This is a genomic window from Flammeovirga yaeyamensis (assembly GCF_018736045.1).
Taxonomy (GTDB): domain Bacteria; phylum Bacteroidota; class Bacteroidia; order Cytophagales; family Flammeovirgaceae; genus Flammeovirga; species Flammeovirga yaeyamensis.
In genome coordinates this window covers 1869268-1886419 of the sequence record NZ_CP076132.1, presented here as the reverse complement: position 1 = coordinate 1886419, position 17152 = coordinate 1869268, and the positions used below count along the sequence as shown (strand labels likewise).

Sequence of the window (17152 nt, the reverse complement as noted above, 5' to 3'; positions counted from 1 at the left end):
AACAATTTATAAGATTATACATGAAAAGGTATTTATTTTCAAGTTCTTCTCTAGTAATCTTTTTTGTGGGTCATTATTGATTTCATATATTTATGATCAATACTGACCCGCAAAAACTAATTTATTTGTTATATCCTATCATGAAAAAAACAATAACCTTAATAGTATTCATATTATCATCTTTTATCTCTTTTGCACAAGTTGATTCCTTGACTTTAAAAAATGGGGATGTGATTGTCGGTGAAATTAAAAATATGGAAAAAGGAGTTATTCAAATTGAAACCCCTTATTCAGATTCTGACTTTAAAATTGAATGGGATGGAATTAAGGAAATAAAAGGAGAAACTTATTTCCTAATTACAACCACCGAAGGTCAACGTTACAATGGTAGAATCAAATCCTTAAATGGTGATCAATTTGTATTAGAGACTGATGATCACGGGGAAGTAATGATTGCCCCTGATCATATCGTCAATCTATTATCAGTAAAATCCACATTTATAAGTAGGCTTTCAGCAAGTCTTGATGTTGGATATAGCTATACAAAAGCCAATAACCTTTCCCAATTTAACACCAATGGTTTTATAGGTTATACCACTAATCGATGGGGATTTACTTTTAATATTGCAAGTTTGCGATCAACACAAGATGATGTTGCTTCTATTGAAAGAAATGAAGGTACGCTTACAGGTAACTATTATTTACCACATGATTTTTATATCACTGCATCTGCCAGTTATTTAACCAATACAGAACAGTCCATCAATCTACGTGTTATAGGTTTAGGTGGTTTTGGTAAGTATGTACTTAGAACCAATTCTGCTTATTGGGGTTTCTCTACCGGAGCATCGTTTTTAAATGAAAGTTTTGATCCAGTTTTTAACGAAAGTGATTCCACATTTACTACTGCTCCTACAAGGTCAGAAGCTGAATGGTATTTAGGTACAGAAATCAACCTATTCGATACGGGAGATTTATCTTTCCAAACTACAGCAAAAGGGTTTAGAGCATTAAGTGATCAAGAAAGATGGCGTGCTGATGTTAACGCAAACCTAAAATATGATTTACCTTACGACTTCTATGTTAAAGCTTCTTACAACTTAAACTACGATAGTCAACCTGCAGAAGCCGGTAAAGAAATAGATTACCAATACACACTAGGCTTTGGCTGGGAGTTATAGCTTATACTATAATTCCTTTTTCGTATTATAAATACCAAAAATTAGAATAAACTTAAAAAAATCAAACCTTTAGTGTTTTTAGTGTGGTTTTTGCAATTGTTGTAAACTATGAATAGCGCATCTTTTTTTAGTTCTATAAGTAGCAGACGTAAAATTGTAATCGGATTAGTCATCACCCTATTAACACTAAACCTTGTTCAGTTATTTTTAAGATCAGGTGATGAAAAACGTTTAAATGATAGAGTTCAAAGTAAAAACATTGAACTTGTTTTAACATACGCAAAATTAGATTCAATATCTACTGAATTAAATAAACAGATTCAAATCCTCACTTTATTGAATGAAGATGTCACTTCCTTGGAAAATGTAAGAGACAGTCTTGAAAGAGAAAAAAAAGAGCTTCGTTCAACCCAATTAATGCAAGAGAAAAGATATCATACTATTAAATCTAAAGTGGGGGTTTATGAGAATTTATTACGCCAAAAAGATGAGCATATTTCATATATGAAAAAGGCGAATGACTCTTTAAAAATGGTTAATTCGAGTTTGGTGAAGGAAAGTTCAGATCTAAAAAACAAAATTGATGTACTTGAAAACCATCAAGGTGAATTAGAAAAGGAATTAGACGAAGCTAAAAAATTAAATGCTTTTGATTTTAACTGCTATGCCGTTGATCAAAAAGGGAAACAAATCATTGGTGATTCTTTCGACGCGAATAATATCTCAGCAATAAGTATCGATTTTAAATTAGCTAAAAATGTATTACTCCCATCAGAACAAAAAACAGTTTATTTATGTCTTGTTGACCCTGATGGTGCGACCATATACAATGCGACTGAAGAATCAAAATATTTCACGTTAGCAGACACCAAAGAAAATCTATTTTTTACTACAAAAACCAATTATAACTTTGATAGTAATTTAGGTGCTAATGTTTCGATTTCATATCAAAATAATAGTTTTTTAAACAAAGGAAATTATAAGGCTTTAGTCTATACTGGAGGTTATCTATTAGGAGAAACTAAATTTACGATTCATTAATTCATTTTTTTCTTAAAAAATTCCATTTTTTCCTACAACTTAGATAAATTAAGGAAGAATTTTAGCAAATTCGTTTTCAATTTTTTTAGGATCCACTATTAACCTTTAGATGAGAGCCAATACTTATAAAACTGTTGAGGAAGAATCCCCAAAAAAGAAACGTACATCACCCTTAAATAGTTGGAATAAAAAGTTCCTGAAATGGAAGTTTATTTCCCAAGACGAAGAGGAGGAAAATAGTCAGTACATACAAAAAATTATTTTTGTAACTATTCTTGGTATCCTATATATCGCAAACAGTTTTCAGGCTGAAAAATCTCATCTAAGAATTAATAAACTTGAAAAATCTGTCGAAAAATTAAGAGTAGAATACAGTACCCTTAAATATGATTTCATTAACGAAAGTAAGAGAAGTCAAATTGAAAAAAAGGCAGAAGCTATGGGTTTAGTGCCCCTAGAAACAGCTCCTATTGTTATAAGTGTTCCTAAATTAGAAGATCAGTAAATAGAAAATAATGGGAATAAGAACTTCCATACTTTTAAGAGTTAGAATCGCATTTCTTTTTATCGTTATGATTGCTGCTGCAATTGTTGTGAGGATTTCTGATCTGCAATTCATGGAAAAAGAAAAATGGGAAAAAGCAGGTAAGGCGAATCGTGTTAAAGTAAGAAGAGTCGATGCTACCCGTGGAAATATATTAGCAGATGATGGTTCATTGTTAGCGACATCAATACCTTTTTATAAATTAGCATTTGATCCCTTTGTCTCTCCGGATAGTGTTTTTGATAAAGGTATTGATTCATTGGCTTATAATTTATCTATCTACTTTAAAGAAAGATCAAAAAGTTATTACGATAGCCTTTTAAGAACATCTCGAAAAAAGAAAAGACGATATCTGATTTTAAGTCAGAAACAAATCAAACATCAAGACAAAAAGATTATAGAGCAATGGCCTATTTTTAGAGAAGGACGTCATCGTGGAGGGGTTATCTTTGATAAAGTCGAGAAAAGATTCAAACCATTTAATGATTTAGGTAGAAGAACAATTGGTTTTATTAGAAAAGATGAAGAAGCCAAATTCACCGGTCGTGGATTAGAATTTTCATTCAATGCCGATTTAGCTGGTAAAGATGGAGAAGCTTTGTTTCAAAGAGTTTCTGGTAACCAATGGAAGCCACTTGATAATGGTGCACAAATAAGAGCCAAAAATGGATTTGATATTCAGACGACACTAAATATGGAGTTTGAGGAACATGCTCATAAAGTTTTAGAGGAAGCACTCATTAAACATGACGCCAATTTTGGTACTGTTCTTTTGATGGAAGTACAGACTGGACAAATTAAAGCCATTGTCAATTTAGGTCGTACTAAAGAAGGTAAGTATGTTGAGGATTACAACTACGCTATCCAAGGTACTATGGAGCCTGGATCTACATTTAAAGGTGCTTCAATGCTTGCGGTACTAGAAGAGTCGGATATTAATATCACAGATTCAGTAAATACAGGTGAAGGAAAGTATCAATTTTATGATGAGTGTGTCATGACGGATGCTCACGCTTATGGTTTTGGTATGCTATCCGTAGAAGAAGTTATCGAAAAATCCTCTAATATTGGTATCTCAAAATTGGTTTTCAAACACTTTCGAGAAAACCCAGAACGCTTCTTTAGATATTTAGATAAATACAATCTAACTTCAACGATTGGCTTCCAAATGGAAGGCGAAGCCCACCCAAACATCAGTCGTCCTGGTGACCCAAGCTGGAGTGGATGTTCATTACCTTGGATTTCTATTGGTTATGAAGTTGAAGTTTCTCCACTTCAAATACTTAACTTTTACAATGCCATTGCAAATGATGGCAAAATGATCGAGCCTTATATCGTAAAAAGAATTTTACAAGGTAACGAGATCATTGATGAATATGACACAAAAGTGATTAAGAAAAGTATTGGTAGCGAAAGATCCGTAAAAGCACTCCAAGGAATGCTTCGTAAAGTAGTGAAAAGTGGTACCGCTAAAAAAATCAACAATACCGATTTTAATATATCTGGAAAAACAGGCACAACACAAAAGCTTAAAGGTGGCCGATATACTAAAAACTACTTTACTTCTTTTGTTGGCTACTTCCCTTCAGAAGCACCAAGGTACACTATGATTGTGGCCATAGATGAGCCAAAAGGAAATCAAAAATATGGTGGTGATGTCTGTGCCCCTGTATTTAGAGATATTGCTGAGGTAGTTTACAATAGAACGACCGAAAGAAATATCAACTTTGTAACGAACGAAAACGAAACTGCTTTTCCTTTTATTAAAGCAGGTAATTATAAAGATTTATTACTTCTTTCAGATGCTTTTGACATTCAACAAATCTCTAAAAACACTAGCAATTGGGTGAGAACTCAGGTGCATGGAGATACCATTGCATGGGTGAATGCAAAAGTAAATAAAGGACTTATGCCAGATGTTAGAGGAATGACTTTGAGAGATGCTATTTACCTAGTGGAGACCGAAGGGGCGACAGTTACATTCTCTGGCACAGGTAGAGTTTCTACTCAGTCTATTTCTCCTGGTGGAAGAATAAATAGTAGAACGAAAGTTCATCTAAAACTTTTATAAGCGATACAAGTGAGTAAAATAAGAAATATACAAACCCTTTTAAAAGGTATTGAATTTGAACTCATAAAAGGAGATTTAAATCAATTAGTATCCGATGTACAAATAGACTCACGTCAACTTACAGCTGACAGTGCTTTTATTGCCATTAAAGGCACACAGATGGATGCACATAAATTTATTCCAAAGGCCATAGAGTTAGGTGCTAAAACTATCATTTTAGAAGACGAACCTTCTGATCTTGTTGATGGCGTATCTTATATCCAAGTCAACAATACGTCTCAAGTTGCTGGATTAATAGCTTCTAATTTTTATGATAATCCTTCTGATAATATCAAGGTAATAGCTATTACTGGAACAAATGGAAAAACAACAGTGGTTACACTTCTTCAGAACCTATTTATAAAATTAGGGTATAATACTGGAGCATTGACAACCATTGAAAATAAAATCAATAATGAAGTAATCCCTACTAAACTTACCACGCCAGACCCTGTCACTTTACAACGTCTATTGGCAGAGATGGTGAAAAAGAACTGTAGCTATTGCTTCATGGAAGCAAGTTCACATGCTATTGTCCAAGGACGTTTAAGTGGAATTAACCTTACAGGCGCTATTTTTTCAAATATCAGTCATGACCATTTAGATTATCATGGCACGATGAAAGAATACATCAATGCTAAAAAACGATTGTTTGATACTTTACCAAAAAATGCGTTTGCTTTGGTAAATGTGGATGACAAGCGTGGTCCCGTGATGCTTCAAAACTGCAAAGGCAAGCATGTAACTTTTGGTTTGCATACTATGGCAAATTACAAGGGTAAATTAATTGACAATACCTTTGAGGGGATTCAAATGGACATTAATGGGCAAGAAGCCTGGTTCCAACTTATTGGATCTTTCAATGCCTATAATATCCTTACGGCTTATGCTACTGCAATTTGTCTTGACGAAGAACCTATGGAAACATTACAATGTTTATCCGAGTTACGACCTGCTCGCGGTAGATTCGAACAGTTGGTTTCTAAAAAGAATGTCAGAGGAATTATTGATTATGCACATACTCCAGATGCTTTAGAAAATGTCTTAGAAACTATCAAAGACATAAAAGAAGATGGTGAAAATATAATCACAGTAGTAGGTTGTGGAGGTGATCGCGATAAAAGTAAAAGGCCTGTAATGGCTAAAACTGCCGCTATGTTAAGCGAAAAAGTTATTTTAACTTCAGACAATCCAAGAACAGAAGATCCAGAAGTTATTTTAGAAGAAATGATGGATGGTATCTCTCCTACTCAAGAAAGAAGAACTCAAGTGATTTTAGATCGAAAAGAAGCTATTCTTAAAGCAGTAGAAATGGCCGAACCTCGTGATATTATTCTTCTAGCTGGAAAAGGGCACGAGACCTATCAAGAAATTGATGGTGTCCGTCATCATTTTGATGATAAAGAAGAACTTTTTAAAGCATTTCACTCATAACAATAAGAATTTCAATAAAATATTAATATGCTCTACCATTTATTTAATTACTTAGACAAGCATTACGATTTAGCAGGAGCCGGACTCTTTCAATACATTACATTTAGAGCCATGCTTACCACTATATTTTCTGTATTATTCATTGCCTTCTTTGGAAAGAGAATTATACATTTCTTACAAAAAATGCAGATGGGTGAGATTGTCAGGAATTTAGGTCTAGCTGGACAAATGGAAAAAACAGGTACACCAACTATGGGTGGTGTAATTATTATTGGTGCTATTGTGTTTCCTGTACTTTTGTTTGCTAATCTTCAAAATGTCTATATACAATTACTCTTAACTACGTTATTGTGGACAGGGGCTATTGGCTTTATCGATGATTATCTAAAAAGAGTAAAGAAAAACAAAGATGGGCTTTCTGGTAAATTTAAAATTTTAGGTCAGGTGGGTTTAGGTCTTTTAGTAGGATTAACCTTAGTAAGTAACGAGGATGTTATGGTACGAAAATTCTCTAAAGGTATTAAGAGCAAACCTGTTTCTGAATTAGTGAAAGGACAAGATTATGAAGATATCAGATCCTTAGAAACAACTATCCCGTTTCTTAAAGACAATGAGATTAATTATTCAGAAATTCTACCTAATCAAACTGCTTCAAATGTTTTATACATCATTCTAGTGATTTTCATAATCACAGCAGTTTCAAACGGCACTAATATTACTGATGGCCTAGATGGATTGGCTGCGGGTACTTCCGCCATAGTCGCCACCGTGCTCGCCATATTCGCCTACCTTTCTGGTAACATCATCTTCTCCAATTATCTTAATATCATGTATATCCCACAATCTGGTGAGATCGCTATTTTCGCCACTGCATTGGTAGGTGCATGTATTGGATTCTTATGGTATAACGCTTACCCTGCCCAAGTTTTTATGGGAGATACAGGTAGTTTAGCTTTAGGTGGTGTCATCGCTAGTTTGGCGATTGTTCTACGTAAAGAATTGATGCTCCCTCTTCTTTGTGGAGTATTCTTGGTGGAAAATTTATCGGTAATGATTCAAGTGTTTTATTTTAAATACACTAAGAAAAAATATGGTGAAGGTCGACGTGTCTTTTTAATGGCACCGTTGCATCACCACTATCAAAAGAAAGAAATACCTGAGCCTAAAATTGTTACTCGCTTTTGGATTGTAAGTATTCTATTAGCGATCTCTACAATATTAACTCTAAAAATCAGATAATTTTAATGAAAGATAAGTTGTTGGTACTTGGTGCCGGTGAAAGCGGAATTGGAGCTGCACTACTCGCATTATCAAAAGGTTTTGATGTTTTTGTTTCTGATTTTGGAAAAATTTCTGAAGAACAAAAAAAAACACTTAAAACTCATTCAATTCCATTCGAAGAAGGGTCTCATGATAAAGCACCAAGGAATCCTAAAATTGTGGTAAAATCCCCAGGCATTCCTGATACTGTTCCTATCATAAAAGAGTTGAAGGCGAATAATGCAAAAATCTATTCTGAAATTGAGTTTGCCTATCAATATACAGATGCCAAGATTATTGCAATTACAGGTACAAATGGAAAAACAACTACCACAAAACTTATCTATCATTTATTAAACGAAAGTGGTTTTAATGTTGGTTTAGCTGGAAATATTGGAATTAGTTTCGCCAAAGAAGTTCTAGAGAACGACTATGATTGGTATGTATTAGAAATTAGTAGTTTCCAATTGGATGATATCGAAACTTTCGCTCCCGATATTTCTTTAATTCTTAACATTACTCCCGATCATTTAGATCGTTATAATTTTGATATCAATCAATATGCTGATTCTAAATTCAGAATTATTGAAAACATGTCGATGAAAGGTAGTTTTATCTACAGTGAAGACGATCAGAATATCAAAAAACATCTAAGTAAGAGAAATATAAAACCTTGGGCTATCGGTTTTGATCACACATTCTTTGAACAAGGAAAATTAACTATTCCATTTAAAGGAGATAGTTATTCCTTTAATCATTTACCTCTAAAGGGGCCACATAACGAATGGAACATGAGTGCTGCAATTCTAGCTGCACTATCTGCTGGAGTATCTCCTGAAGATATTCAAGCTGCATTACCATCTTTTGTTGGAGAACCTCACCGATTGCAATTTGTCAAAGAAGTCAATCATATTAAATATATCAATGATTCCAAGGCTACAAATGTAGAAGCCGCATTCTTTGCGTTACAATCTTTTGATACGCCTATTGTTTGGATTGCAGGTGGTACTGATAAAGGCAATGATTACAGTATGTTACACGATGCAGTCGAAAGAAGAGTGAAATCTATTATATGTTTAGGAACTGATAATAGTAAATTATTGGCTGCTTTTGGAGATCAAAAAGTAATGATTGAAACCCAAAGTATGGAAGAAGCAATATCGCTAGCAACAAATGCTGCAGATACTGGAGAAGTAGTTTTATTATCTCCTGCTTGTGCAAGTTTCGACCTATTTAAGAATTACATGGATAGAGGGGATCATTTTATTGAGGCCGTTCAGAAATTATAAATAATGCATGGAAAAGCTATTAAATAGATTAGAGGGAGACCGTATCATATGGGGTGTAATGATCACATTATCGATGTTTTCGATATTGATTGTTTACAGTGCTACCGGGTCTTTAGCCTATATGCAAGCAGGTGGTGATAATGAGCATTACTTATTACGTCATTCTACCCTTGTCATTGTTGGTATCATTGGTGCTTACGTTTGTCATAAAATAGATTATATCTACTATTCTAGATTATCAAGATATGCACTTTTACTATCAATCCCATTACTGTTATTTACTTGGTTCTTTGGATCGGAAATAAACAGTGCTTCTCGTTGGATCGAAATCCCTTTTATCAATTTTACTTTTCAGCCTTCTGATTTAGCAAGGCTTGCACTAATCGCCAATATGGCTTCCATGCTTTGGAAAAGACAAAGAGATATTGGAGAATTTAATAAAGCAATTGTCCCTCTATTAGTATGGACAGGTATAATTTGTGGATTAATAGGTGTTTCTGATATCTCTACAGCCTCTTTGTTATTCCTCACTATTATGCTTCAGTTATTTATCGGGCGTGTTCCCGTTAAATACTTATTTATGTTGATAGCGATTGGTTGCCTTGCGGCCTTGTTTGTTTACCAATTTGGTCAAAGAGGTGGTACCGCAGTTTCTCGTTTATCTTCTTTTATGAGTGAAACTGAAATCCCTTATCAAGCGGAACAATCTTATATCGCAATTTCAACTGGTGGAATTTCAGGTAAAGGAATTGGAGAAAGTACTCAAAGAAACTTCCTACCTCACTCTTATTCTGATTTTGTTTTTGCCATTGTGGTAGAAGAATATGGTTTAATTGGGGCTTTAGTAATTATAGGACTTTACATTACCCTACTTTACCGGGGAATGGCAATTGTCGCTACTAGTCAAAAAGCTTTTGGTGGTTTATTGGCAGCTGGTCTTACCTTTAGTTTAATACTCCAGGCATTTGTACATATGGGCGTGGTCACAGGATTGCTTCCATTAACTGGTTTACCTTTACCATTAGTAAGTATGGGTGGTACCTCTTTATTGTTTACAGGTATGACCATAGGTATTATTCTAAGTGTGAGTAAATCTACACAAGAAGATTCTGAAGAAATCAGATTAAAAAGAACTGAGAGATCCAAAAAGCGTAAAGGATATGATGGTATTAATCGTCCTAAAAACGTTAGAATGAATTAAGTTTAATATAAACTTACATCAATTATTTGTTGTAATTAAAATATACATTCCACAACGACAATTTGATAAATGCATCAGATTGTCGTTTTTTTATTACTATAAGTCAAGTATAAAATTGGATCAATACCATTCACTACTTGTTTATATAAACCACATATCAAAAGATAGATCAAATGGTACGTAGTTTTTAATCGATAACTCACATCACGAATTAGGAGACAAGAAACTTAAAGAGATATATTGAGTGTTGTTCTGATACTTTCCCGTTAAACCTGATATCTTTTTTATTTGTAATTACACTTCACATGACCCTCAATACGACTACTACTATAAAAGACCATTTATATGGTTTAAGAGAGTGCATTATCGATCAATTAAAAAATAACATAAAAGGTGAATTAGAAATTCTTCATCAAACTATACATGAACTATGTAAAATTACAAGTTCAACTTATGGATTTATAGGTTTGATTGATCAAGACTTGGAAAAACTCAATTACTCCAACTTGATAGAATGTACCTCTTTTCAAAATAATATACCGATACTTGGCAATGGCCCTTTAAATACTTCCTCAATAGCAGTAAAGTATTTGAAATTGGCTCATGGTAAACAACTCCCCTTTTTTAGTTATGATGAAGATAAGTACAGAACACAAGCAAGCTGGTTCTCATTTTTATTAATCCCTATATTTCATCAAAACCAACAAATTGGATTAATTGGTTTATGTGATAAGAGAGAAGGATATTCAAAAAACCTATTACGATCTATCAATTTATGTTCTACAGCGATCTATCATGTTATGCTTCAACAGATGGAAAAAGTAGATATGATGAAAGCTTTTGACCTAACCCCTCCATCAAGATTTTTTTGCGATAAAACCATTTACGATATCATGTCTACCATAGATGAAAATGGTACAATTGTACTCTCTAACATTATGTGGAATGAATGTTTTGGTTGTAAGAAGAATCAAATCCTTCAAATGATTATGCATCAAGACCATCATTTGTTTTTCAAATTAATGGAAGATGCACAACGCTCTGGCTTTACAGAAAGTGCTATTGTTCGAATGATAAAAAACAATAAGATTCTATACCTAAATATGCGTGTCATCAATCTTAGGAAGCAAAATCAAATTCAGATCATTGCTCAAGATGTCTCAGAAAGATATACCAAGAAAGCTAAAATAAAATTACTCTAATTCTGATTTAATTCTTTCTAATAATGAGTTTCCATAAAGTTTTGGTAAAGAATGATCAGATCGACCTCTTAACCCCATCAATTTTTCGGCTTGTAACATAGTTAGGTTTCTGTATTTTACTTCTTCTGAAGTCGATACAAATTGATTGCTTAGTACTTGATAGCACTCTTTTAATGTTAATTGAAACGGTTCTTTACTTGCCATAATTTTAAATTATAGTGTTATAAAATTCAACGAACATCAAGAAATAAGGGAGGTGATTTAGTTTTTTTGTCTAGAAATCGACCACATCATTTTTACCACCGTGGCTACTTTGCTCGGTTGGTACCTAAAGGTTCTTGATGATTATTGTGCAAGATTAAAATGATAATTCTTTAATTCCAAATCATTAAACTTGATTAACAAAAACATTTCATTTTTTTTAAAGTTGATGATTTAAGACACTACTCCCTCACAAAAAAATAATAAACTTTAAGTCTCCTTTTTATTTCAACACTGATTACCTAACTTAAAGTATTCTAAATAACATGAAACTTAATTTTTACATAGTACCCTTATTCTTATCAATTCTTTTTTCATGCTGTGAAAATCCAACTATTGATGATGAAAGTAATCAACCTTATCCCCTAGAGTTGCCTTCACATTTTGGAAGAAATTTTGTATTACCAGAAAACAACCCAACCACTACAAAAGGCGTGGAATTGGGTCGAATGCTATTTTACGATACACAACTTTCCAGAGATAATTCTACTTCTTGTGGAACATGTCATCAACAATCCTTATCATTTACAGATGGAAAAGCTTTAGCCGAAGGTATTCATGGTCGTGTAGGCGAATTTAGTAGTATGGCTATTGTGAATGCGATGTGGCAAGGAAAGTTTTTCTGGGATGGGAGATCTGGTAGCTTGGAAGATCAAGCTTTAGGCCCCATCGAAAATGTGCTAGAGATGGACATGACTTTGGATGAAGTAGTTGAGCGTTTACAATCAGACCCTAAATATCCTCCGCTTTTTGAGAAAGCTTTTGGCAGCGGAGTTATTACTGAAGAAAATATTGGCAAAGCAATTGCTCAATTCGAACGTACTTTAATTTCAAGTAATTCTAAATACGATCAGTACTTAAAAGGAAGTTACATTCCTACCGAAGAAGAGTTATTAGGTATTCAATTGTTCTTTACTCATCCAGAACCAAGTATAAACCTAAGAGGTGGAAATTGTGGTGACTGTCATTTAAATATTCTAACCTCAGGTGACTTTAAAGGGTTTAGAGGGTTCCATAATAATGGTTTGGATGACGATGATAATTTAAAAGTAGGCCTTTCTGATGTAACAGGGTCTGAGTTTGATAAAGGAAAATTTAAGGCACCGAGTTTAAGAAATATAGCTGTTACTGCACCGTATATGCATGATGGCAGATTCAATACACTCGAAGAAGTTTTAGAGCATTATAATGAACATGTAAAGGATAGTAAAACTTTAGATGCCCTAATTAGAGAAGGGAGCAATGAACCTATTTTTCCTGGTGATCCCGTAAAATTGCATTTAACAGAAAAAGAGAAAAAAGCTATCCTCACATTTTTAAATATGCTTACTGATGAGGATTTCTTAACCAACCCAGCTTTCTCAGATCCTTTTATAAACGAATAATCCATCTAAATAATCGTTTACAAAAAGTACAATTTGATATAAAATTCTGCATTTTTGTTATGTATCACTTAAATAATGAAATGATTTTCTCTTTTTAAGTGAGCTGATAACTTAAGTTCAACAATGATATTGAATTTTAAAGTTTCGACTGTCATTAATATTTCCACATTATCAATTATACCAATGAGTTTAGAAAGAGATTTACAGAAAAGAAGTAACGGAGTATGTGAATTATGTGCTTCAGAAGAAAATGTTTCCCCTTTTTTAGTAGAACCAAAATCTTCTAAAGATATTGAAGACCATGCTAATTTATGTCAGCATTGTCAAGAACAAATTCTTGATAAATCTAAAATGGATGCAAACCATTGGAGATGTCTAAATGATAGTATGTGGAATGAAAATCCTGCAGTTCAGGTATTGGCTTGGAGAATGTTGCAACGTTTAAAATCTGAAGGATGGCCACAAGACCTTCTAGATATGCTTTACCTTGATGAAGACACATTAAAATGGGCAGAAGCAACTGGAGAGGGTGTAGATGATGAAGATAAAGTAATCCATAGAGATGCAAATGGAGCAATTTTAGAAAATGGTGATTCTGTTGTTCTAGTAAAAGATTTAGTAGTTAAAGGAGCGAATTTTACAGCTAAGAGAGGAACTGCGGTTCGAAATATATCTCTGGTACACGACAACCCAGAACATATCGAAGGTCGTGTGAATGGACAACATATTGTTATTTTAACAAAATTCGTAAAAAAATAATAGTATTCTATCGTCTTCATATAATTTGACGAAGATATACAAACAATGAGAGCGTTTATATTTCGGTATAATCGCTCTCTTTTTTTTTGTATTTGAATTGTTGTAGAAGTTTGTTCAAAAAATATCCAACAAACTTCAATTATTTATATAGATACTTGAAATAGTTACAATTCTCTTTTTATGAATAAGTAATTCTAGAAATAGTACAATTTTTATCAATGAGTTTTCTCCAAAATCAAGTGGTTATTAACATATTATCTCTAAAACATAGCTTCTTTAGTTCATTCAAATTAACTATTTACAAATATTTGTAACTATTTATTCAAACTCTCGTTACTAATACCATAACCGAAACAATTACTAACTACTAAAACCTACCTTATTTTAACTAACTATTAATAACTAAGTCGCTATAGAAACAATAATTTTTTAAAGCAAAAAAAAGTATTAAACCACGTTTAGTGGGCATATAGTGACTCCCTTTTTTCTACCCCATCTACTAACATAATATTATATATTTACCTTAAACGTGGGCACTAAAGTGTCCACGTACTTTACCCCCATTATCATCAATAAAAATATTATTTGTTGCTTTATACGGTAGAAGAACCCATATAAATTTTATTTGGGGACTTTAAAAACCTTAAATTTTAGGGACATTTATGTCCTAAATCAAAACACAGTAGAAAGATAAACCTATTCTCTATGGAGGATAGGTTTTATTTTTTTAAATTGTACTACAAAGTGATTTGCACATCGTTTAAATTATCCAAAAATGAGTTATGCTGTCCAACCCGGCGATACGTTATATAGTATCGCAAGAGCACACAATTTATCTACAAATCAATTATTAAGTCTTAATAATTGGAGTACACCTCCAACTCTACAAATTGGTCAAAATATTATTGTCAATAATACTATTGAGAATAGTTCAAATGAGGATATCATCCATATTGTAGCACAGGGTGACTCTTTATATTCCATCGCAAAAAAATACAATGTTGGACCTGCGGATATTATTGAAGAAAATGATTTAGATCCGAATAATGGAATTTACATTGGTCAAGAACTTTACATACCAGAATTAGAAAGTGATGAAGAAGAAAATATTGTTTCATCCACTTCGTCAAATATTCAAAAGCATATCGTTTTAAAAGGAGATTCACTCTACAGTATATCAAGAAAATATAATGTTACTCCTCAACAACTGTTAGAAAAAAATCAGATGCAGCCAAATAGTCCAATCTATATTGGTCAGATCTTATTTATTCCTACATCAGATAGTAATAGTGCTGAGAAACTCGTTACTGAAGAGAAGGAAACCGTTGTAAAAAAGAAGGCACCTGCAGAAGTATATACTGTTTTGCAAGGTGATACTTTATATCAGATATCCCAAAAGTTTGGTATCAGTCCTCAAAAAATATTAGAATTAAATGGGTTTGATTCTAGTCAGCCTATTTATGTTGGGCAACAACTCAAGGTAAAAAACAATGGTAAAGCGGAGGTGATTCCTCCTCCTAAAAAGCAACCTTCCTCTTCTCAAAAGTCACATACTGTATCAAGTGGTGAGTCTTTGTATGCTATTGGACGAAAATATGATTTATCTCCAGCAGAGATTTTGTCAGCTAATAATATGTCAATTGGTGCTACTATTTATGTTGGACAGGTACTCACTATTCCTAGTCCTCAATTAAATGTAAAACCAAAAGTAACACCTACTACTAAAGAGGAAGTAAATGTGTACACCGTACAATCGGGTGATTTTCTATCTAAGATTGCAAAGAAATATAATATCACACCACAAGAATTAGTGGCGGCCAATCATATTCCAAAAGGTAGGATTTATGTTGGACAGAAGTTATTTATACCAACATCAAAAAATAATTCTTCACCACAAAATAATTCTGTGAAACAAGCACAAGGAAATAGTATCTATCAGTTATCAAAAATTGATGGGCAACAACTGTTTTCAAAAGGACTTTATAGCAGAATTGGCACAAATTATTCTATACACCCAACAGATCTTGACAATGTGCAAAAAAGACTTGTTCAATTGGGTATTTTACATGAACAACACAATGAAAGCCCAAGAAATATAGGTGGCAGTACCAATAACATATCAGGTCAAAGAGTGCCTAAGACTATGGCGGCAATTCGTAAACTGCAAGATCGCTATCGCTTGAATTGGTGGGTAGGTTCGCCTGCTAGAACTGAAATGTTAGGTACGGATAAATATACGTATGGAGAAATCGTTCCTAACGATGTTACCTTTAAGTTCTTAAAAGAATACACTCAATATACTTTATCATTCCCGCACCCGATAACTGGACAAACACAAACTGCAGAGTTTAATAATTTTGTCTACAGTGGGTATAATCAATTTTATAATGGGGTTGGATATTTAGGAAAATCCCTTCCTAATGAGGTTCCTTTATCCGTTTTTAAAGAAGCTGGGTTATCCCCTATTTTAGCTGAGGCGATGAAAGTGGTCTCTAGTCATGAAGGAAACTTTGATGCCATCAATAGTTATGACAAAGCTTTCTTTTCTTACGGATTTATTCAATTTGCTGGAGGAGGCAGAGGACTTGCTCCATTAATTGCAAGAATGAAGGTTACTGAACCCGCTCTGTTTGGAAGTATCTTCCAAAATGCTGGAATTGATGTGGAATACACTACCAGAAATAACGATATTCATCAAGGAGAATTGATTATTAACTTCCCAGGGAAAGGTACTTTAAAAGGGATAGATGCCGAAAAAGAATTGAGAAATCATCATCAAATGTATGGTCCGTTTATCAGAGCTGCTTTCCATCCAAAATTGATAAAAGCACAAATTATACAAGCTGTAAAAGCTTATGCAACTCCAGCATTAGGTATCAAACTGAGTATCAATACAGGACAGTTCAATCAAAGTAATATTCCAATTACAGATATTATTAATTCGCCAATGGGACTTGGTTTTGCAATTGATATGACTGTAAATAAATGGATTGTGAAAACTGGAGAAATGTTTAACAATGCTATTAGTAGCCTTTGTAAACAAAAAGGTTGGCATCAGTTACATCAGATTTCTATGATAGATGAGAGAGAGGTATTGCAAGAAATTGTCAGACAAGAAGGTGGAGCCGATAAACGTGTTTCAGATAGAGGTAATAGCATGTTAAAAAGTTCGCTCAGCTATTCAAAAGATCCTCAAAAAGGTAAAGGTCTTTTGGCTTAAAAATAAATTCGCATCATCAAATGGACATTGTATTTCAATGTCCATTTTTTTTTGATTAATGAATTCGAAATCAGTTGACCTTATCTCTTTTTGTAATACTTTTTAATTCATCCATTCGTTTTATCACTTTATGTACTAAAGTTAATCAACGATAATTTTTCATATATATTAAAAAAATTACATTTGATACTGTTATTTTCAACTCATTATGAAAACATTAAAAATGTAGTGTCGTTTTTATATTTGTGAACTTTCAAGATTTTAC

The 17152-nt window shown here is 33.2% G+C and carries 13 protein-coding genes and 1 riboswitch; of the genes, 12 read left to right on the top strand and 1 reads right to left on the bottom strand.

The genetic code is table 11. From position 1 onward, the window contains the following. The first annotated feature begins 140 nt into the window (after positions 1–140). The 9 genes from KMW28_RS07315 to KMW28_RS07275 all read left to right on the top strand — a co-directional run bounded on the left by KMW28_RS07315 (position 141) and on the right by KMW28_RS07275 (position 11262). On the top strand, positions 141–1181 hold the full coding sequence (locus KMW28_RS07315) for a DUF481 domain-containing protein (protein WP_169663966.1): 1041 nt from the start codon (positions 141–143) through the stop codon (positions 1179–1181). A 108-nt stretch (positions 1182–1289) separates the two neighbouring features. Beyond that, positions 1290–2222, top strand: coding sequence for a coiled-coil domain-containing protein (locus tag KMW28_RS07310; protein ID WP_169663967.1), 933 nt, complete (start codon positions 1290–1292; stop codon positions 2220–2222). Between the two features lie 109 nt (positions 2223–2331). Then, on the top strand, positions 2332–2727 hold the full coding sequence (locus KMW28_RS07305) for an FtsL-like putative cell division protein (RefSeq protein WP_169663968.1): 396 nt from the start codon (positions 2332–2334) through the stop codon (positions 2725–2727). A gap of 10 nt (positions 2728–2737) precedes the next feature. Then, entirely contained in the window at positions 2738–4837 is a 2100-nt protein-coding gene (locus KMW28_RS07300) for a penicillin-binding protein (protein ID WP_169663969.1), read from the top strand. Between the two features lie 9 nt (positions 4838–4846). Beyond that, positions 4847–6310, top strand: coding sequence for a UDP-N-acetylmuramoyl-L-alanyl-D-glutamate--2,6-diaminopimelate ligase (locus KMW28_RS07295; RefSeq protein ID WP_244994502.1), 1464 nt, complete (start codon positions 4847–4849; stop codon positions 6308–6310). Between the two features lie 27 nt (positions 6311–6337). After that, on the top strand, positions 6338–7549 hold the full coding sequence (gene mraY / locus KMW28_RS07290) for a phospho-N-acetylmuramoyl-pentapeptide-transferase (protein WP_066208790.1): 1212 nt from the start codon (positions 6338–6340) through the stop codon (positions 7547–7549). Between the two features lie 5 nt (positions 7550–7554). Next, positions 7555–8859, top strand: coding sequence for a UDP-N-acetylmuramoyl-L-alanine--D-glutamate ligase (gene murD, locus KMW28_RS07285; protein ID WP_169663970.1), 1305 nt, complete (start codon positions 7555–7557; stop codon positions 8857–8859). Between the two features lie 7 nt (positions 8860–8866). After that, positions 8867–10060: an FtsW/RodA/SpoVE family cell cycle protein gene (locus tag KMW28_RS07280; protein ID WP_066208794.1), complete on the top strand. Its 1194-nt coding sequence runs from the start codon at positions 8867–8869 to the stop codon at positions 10058–10060. Positions 10061–10365: 305 nt separating this feature from the next. After that, on the top strand, positions 10366–11262 hold the full coding sequence (locus KMW28_RS07275) for a hypothetical protein (protein WP_169663971.1): 897 nt from the start codon (positions 10366–10368) through the stop codon (positions 11260–11262). Here KMW28_RS07275 and KMW28_RS07270 read toward each other — a convergent pair. Beyond that, complete coding sequence (locus KMW28_RS07270) at positions 11254–11466, bottom strand: hypothetical protein (protein WP_066208796.1); 213 nt, start codon at positions 11464–11466, stop codon at positions 11254–11256. The genes KMW28_RS07275 and KMW28_RS07270 overlap by 9 nt on opposite strands. A 52-nt stretch (positions 11467–11518) precedes the next feature. Then, a riboswitch (SAM-I-IV-variant riboswitch) is annotated at positions 11519–11612 on the bottom strand. Positions 11613–11789: 177 nt separating this feature from the next. Here KMW28_RS07270 and KMW28_RS07265 point away from each other — a divergent pair. The 3 genes from KMW28_RS07265 (at position 11790) to KMW28_RS07255 (ending at position 16887) form a co-directional block, all read left to right on the top strand. Next, the gene (locus KMW28_RS07265) at positions 11790–12908 is read left to right on the top strand and encodes a cytochrome-c peroxidase (RefSeq protein WP_169663972.1); all 1119 of its coding nucleotides are present in this window, start codon (positions 11790–11792) and stop codon (positions 12906–12908) included. 183 nt (positions 12909–13091) lie between these two features. Then, the gene (locus tag KMW28_RS07260) at positions 13092–13667 is read left to right on the top strand and encodes a PhnA domain-containing protein (RefSeq protein WP_169663973.1); all 576 of its coding nucleotides are present in this window, start codon (positions 13092–13094) and stop codon (positions 13665–13667) included. A gap of 775 nt (positions 13668–14442) precedes the next feature. Next, positions 14443–16887, top strand: a complete 2445-nt coding sequence (locus KMW28_RS07255) for a muramidase family protein (protein ID WP_169663974.1) — start codon at positions 14443–14445, stop codon at positions 16885–16887. The last annotated feature ends 265 nt before the right edge of the window (positions 16888–17152 follow it).

Excerpts from the sequence above, each read along its gene's own strand:
- KMW28_RS07260 (WP_169663973.1), top strand. The coding sequence starts at position 13,092 with ATGAGTTTAGAAAGAGATTTACAGAAAAGAAGTAACGGAGTATGTGAA.
- KMW28_RS07300 (WP_169663969.1), top strand. The coding sequence starts at position 2,738 with ATGGGAATAAGAACTTCCATACTTTTAAGAGTTAGAATCGCATTTCTT.
- KMW28_RS07270 (WP_066208796.1), bottom strand. The coding sequence starts at position 11,466 with ATGGCAAGTAAAGAACCGTTTCAATTAACATTAAAAGAGTGCTATCAA.
- KMW28_RS07315 (WP_169663966.1), top strand. The coding sequence starts at position 141 with ATGAAAAAAACAATAACCTTAATAGTATTCATATTATCATCTTTTATC.
- mraY (WP_066208790.1), top strand. The coding sequence starts at position 6,338 with ATGCTCTACCATTTATTTAATTACTTAGACAAGCATTACGATTTAGCA.
- murD (WP_169663970.1), top strand. The coding sequence starts at position 7,555 with ATGAAAGATAAGTTGTTGGTACTTGGTGCCGGTGAAAGCGGAATTGGA.
- KMW28_RS07280 (WP_066208794.1), top strand. The coding sequence starts at position 8,867 with ATGGAAAAGCTATTAAATAGATTAGAGGGAGACCGTATCATATGGGGT.
- KMW28_RS07275 (WP_169663971.1), top strand. The coding sequence starts at position 10,366 with ATGACCCTCAATACGACTACTACTATAAAAGACCATTTATATGGTTTA.
- KMW28_RS07310 (WP_169663967.1), top strand. The coding sequence starts at position 1,290 with ATGAATAGCGCATCTTTTTTTAGTTCTATAAGTAGCAGACGTAAAATT.
- KMW28_RS07305 (WP_169663968.1), top strand. The coding sequence starts at position 2,332 with ATGAGAGCCAATACTTATAAAACTGTTGAGGAAGAATCCCCAAAAAAG.
- KMW28_RS07265 (WP_169663972.1), top strand. The coding sequence starts at position 11,790 with ATGAAACTTAATTTTTACATAGTACCCTTATTCTTATCAATTCTTTTT.
- KMW28_RS07255 (WP_169663974.1), top strand. The coding sequence starts at position 14,443 with ATGAGTTATGCTGTCCAACCCGGCGATACGTTATATAGTATCGCAAGA.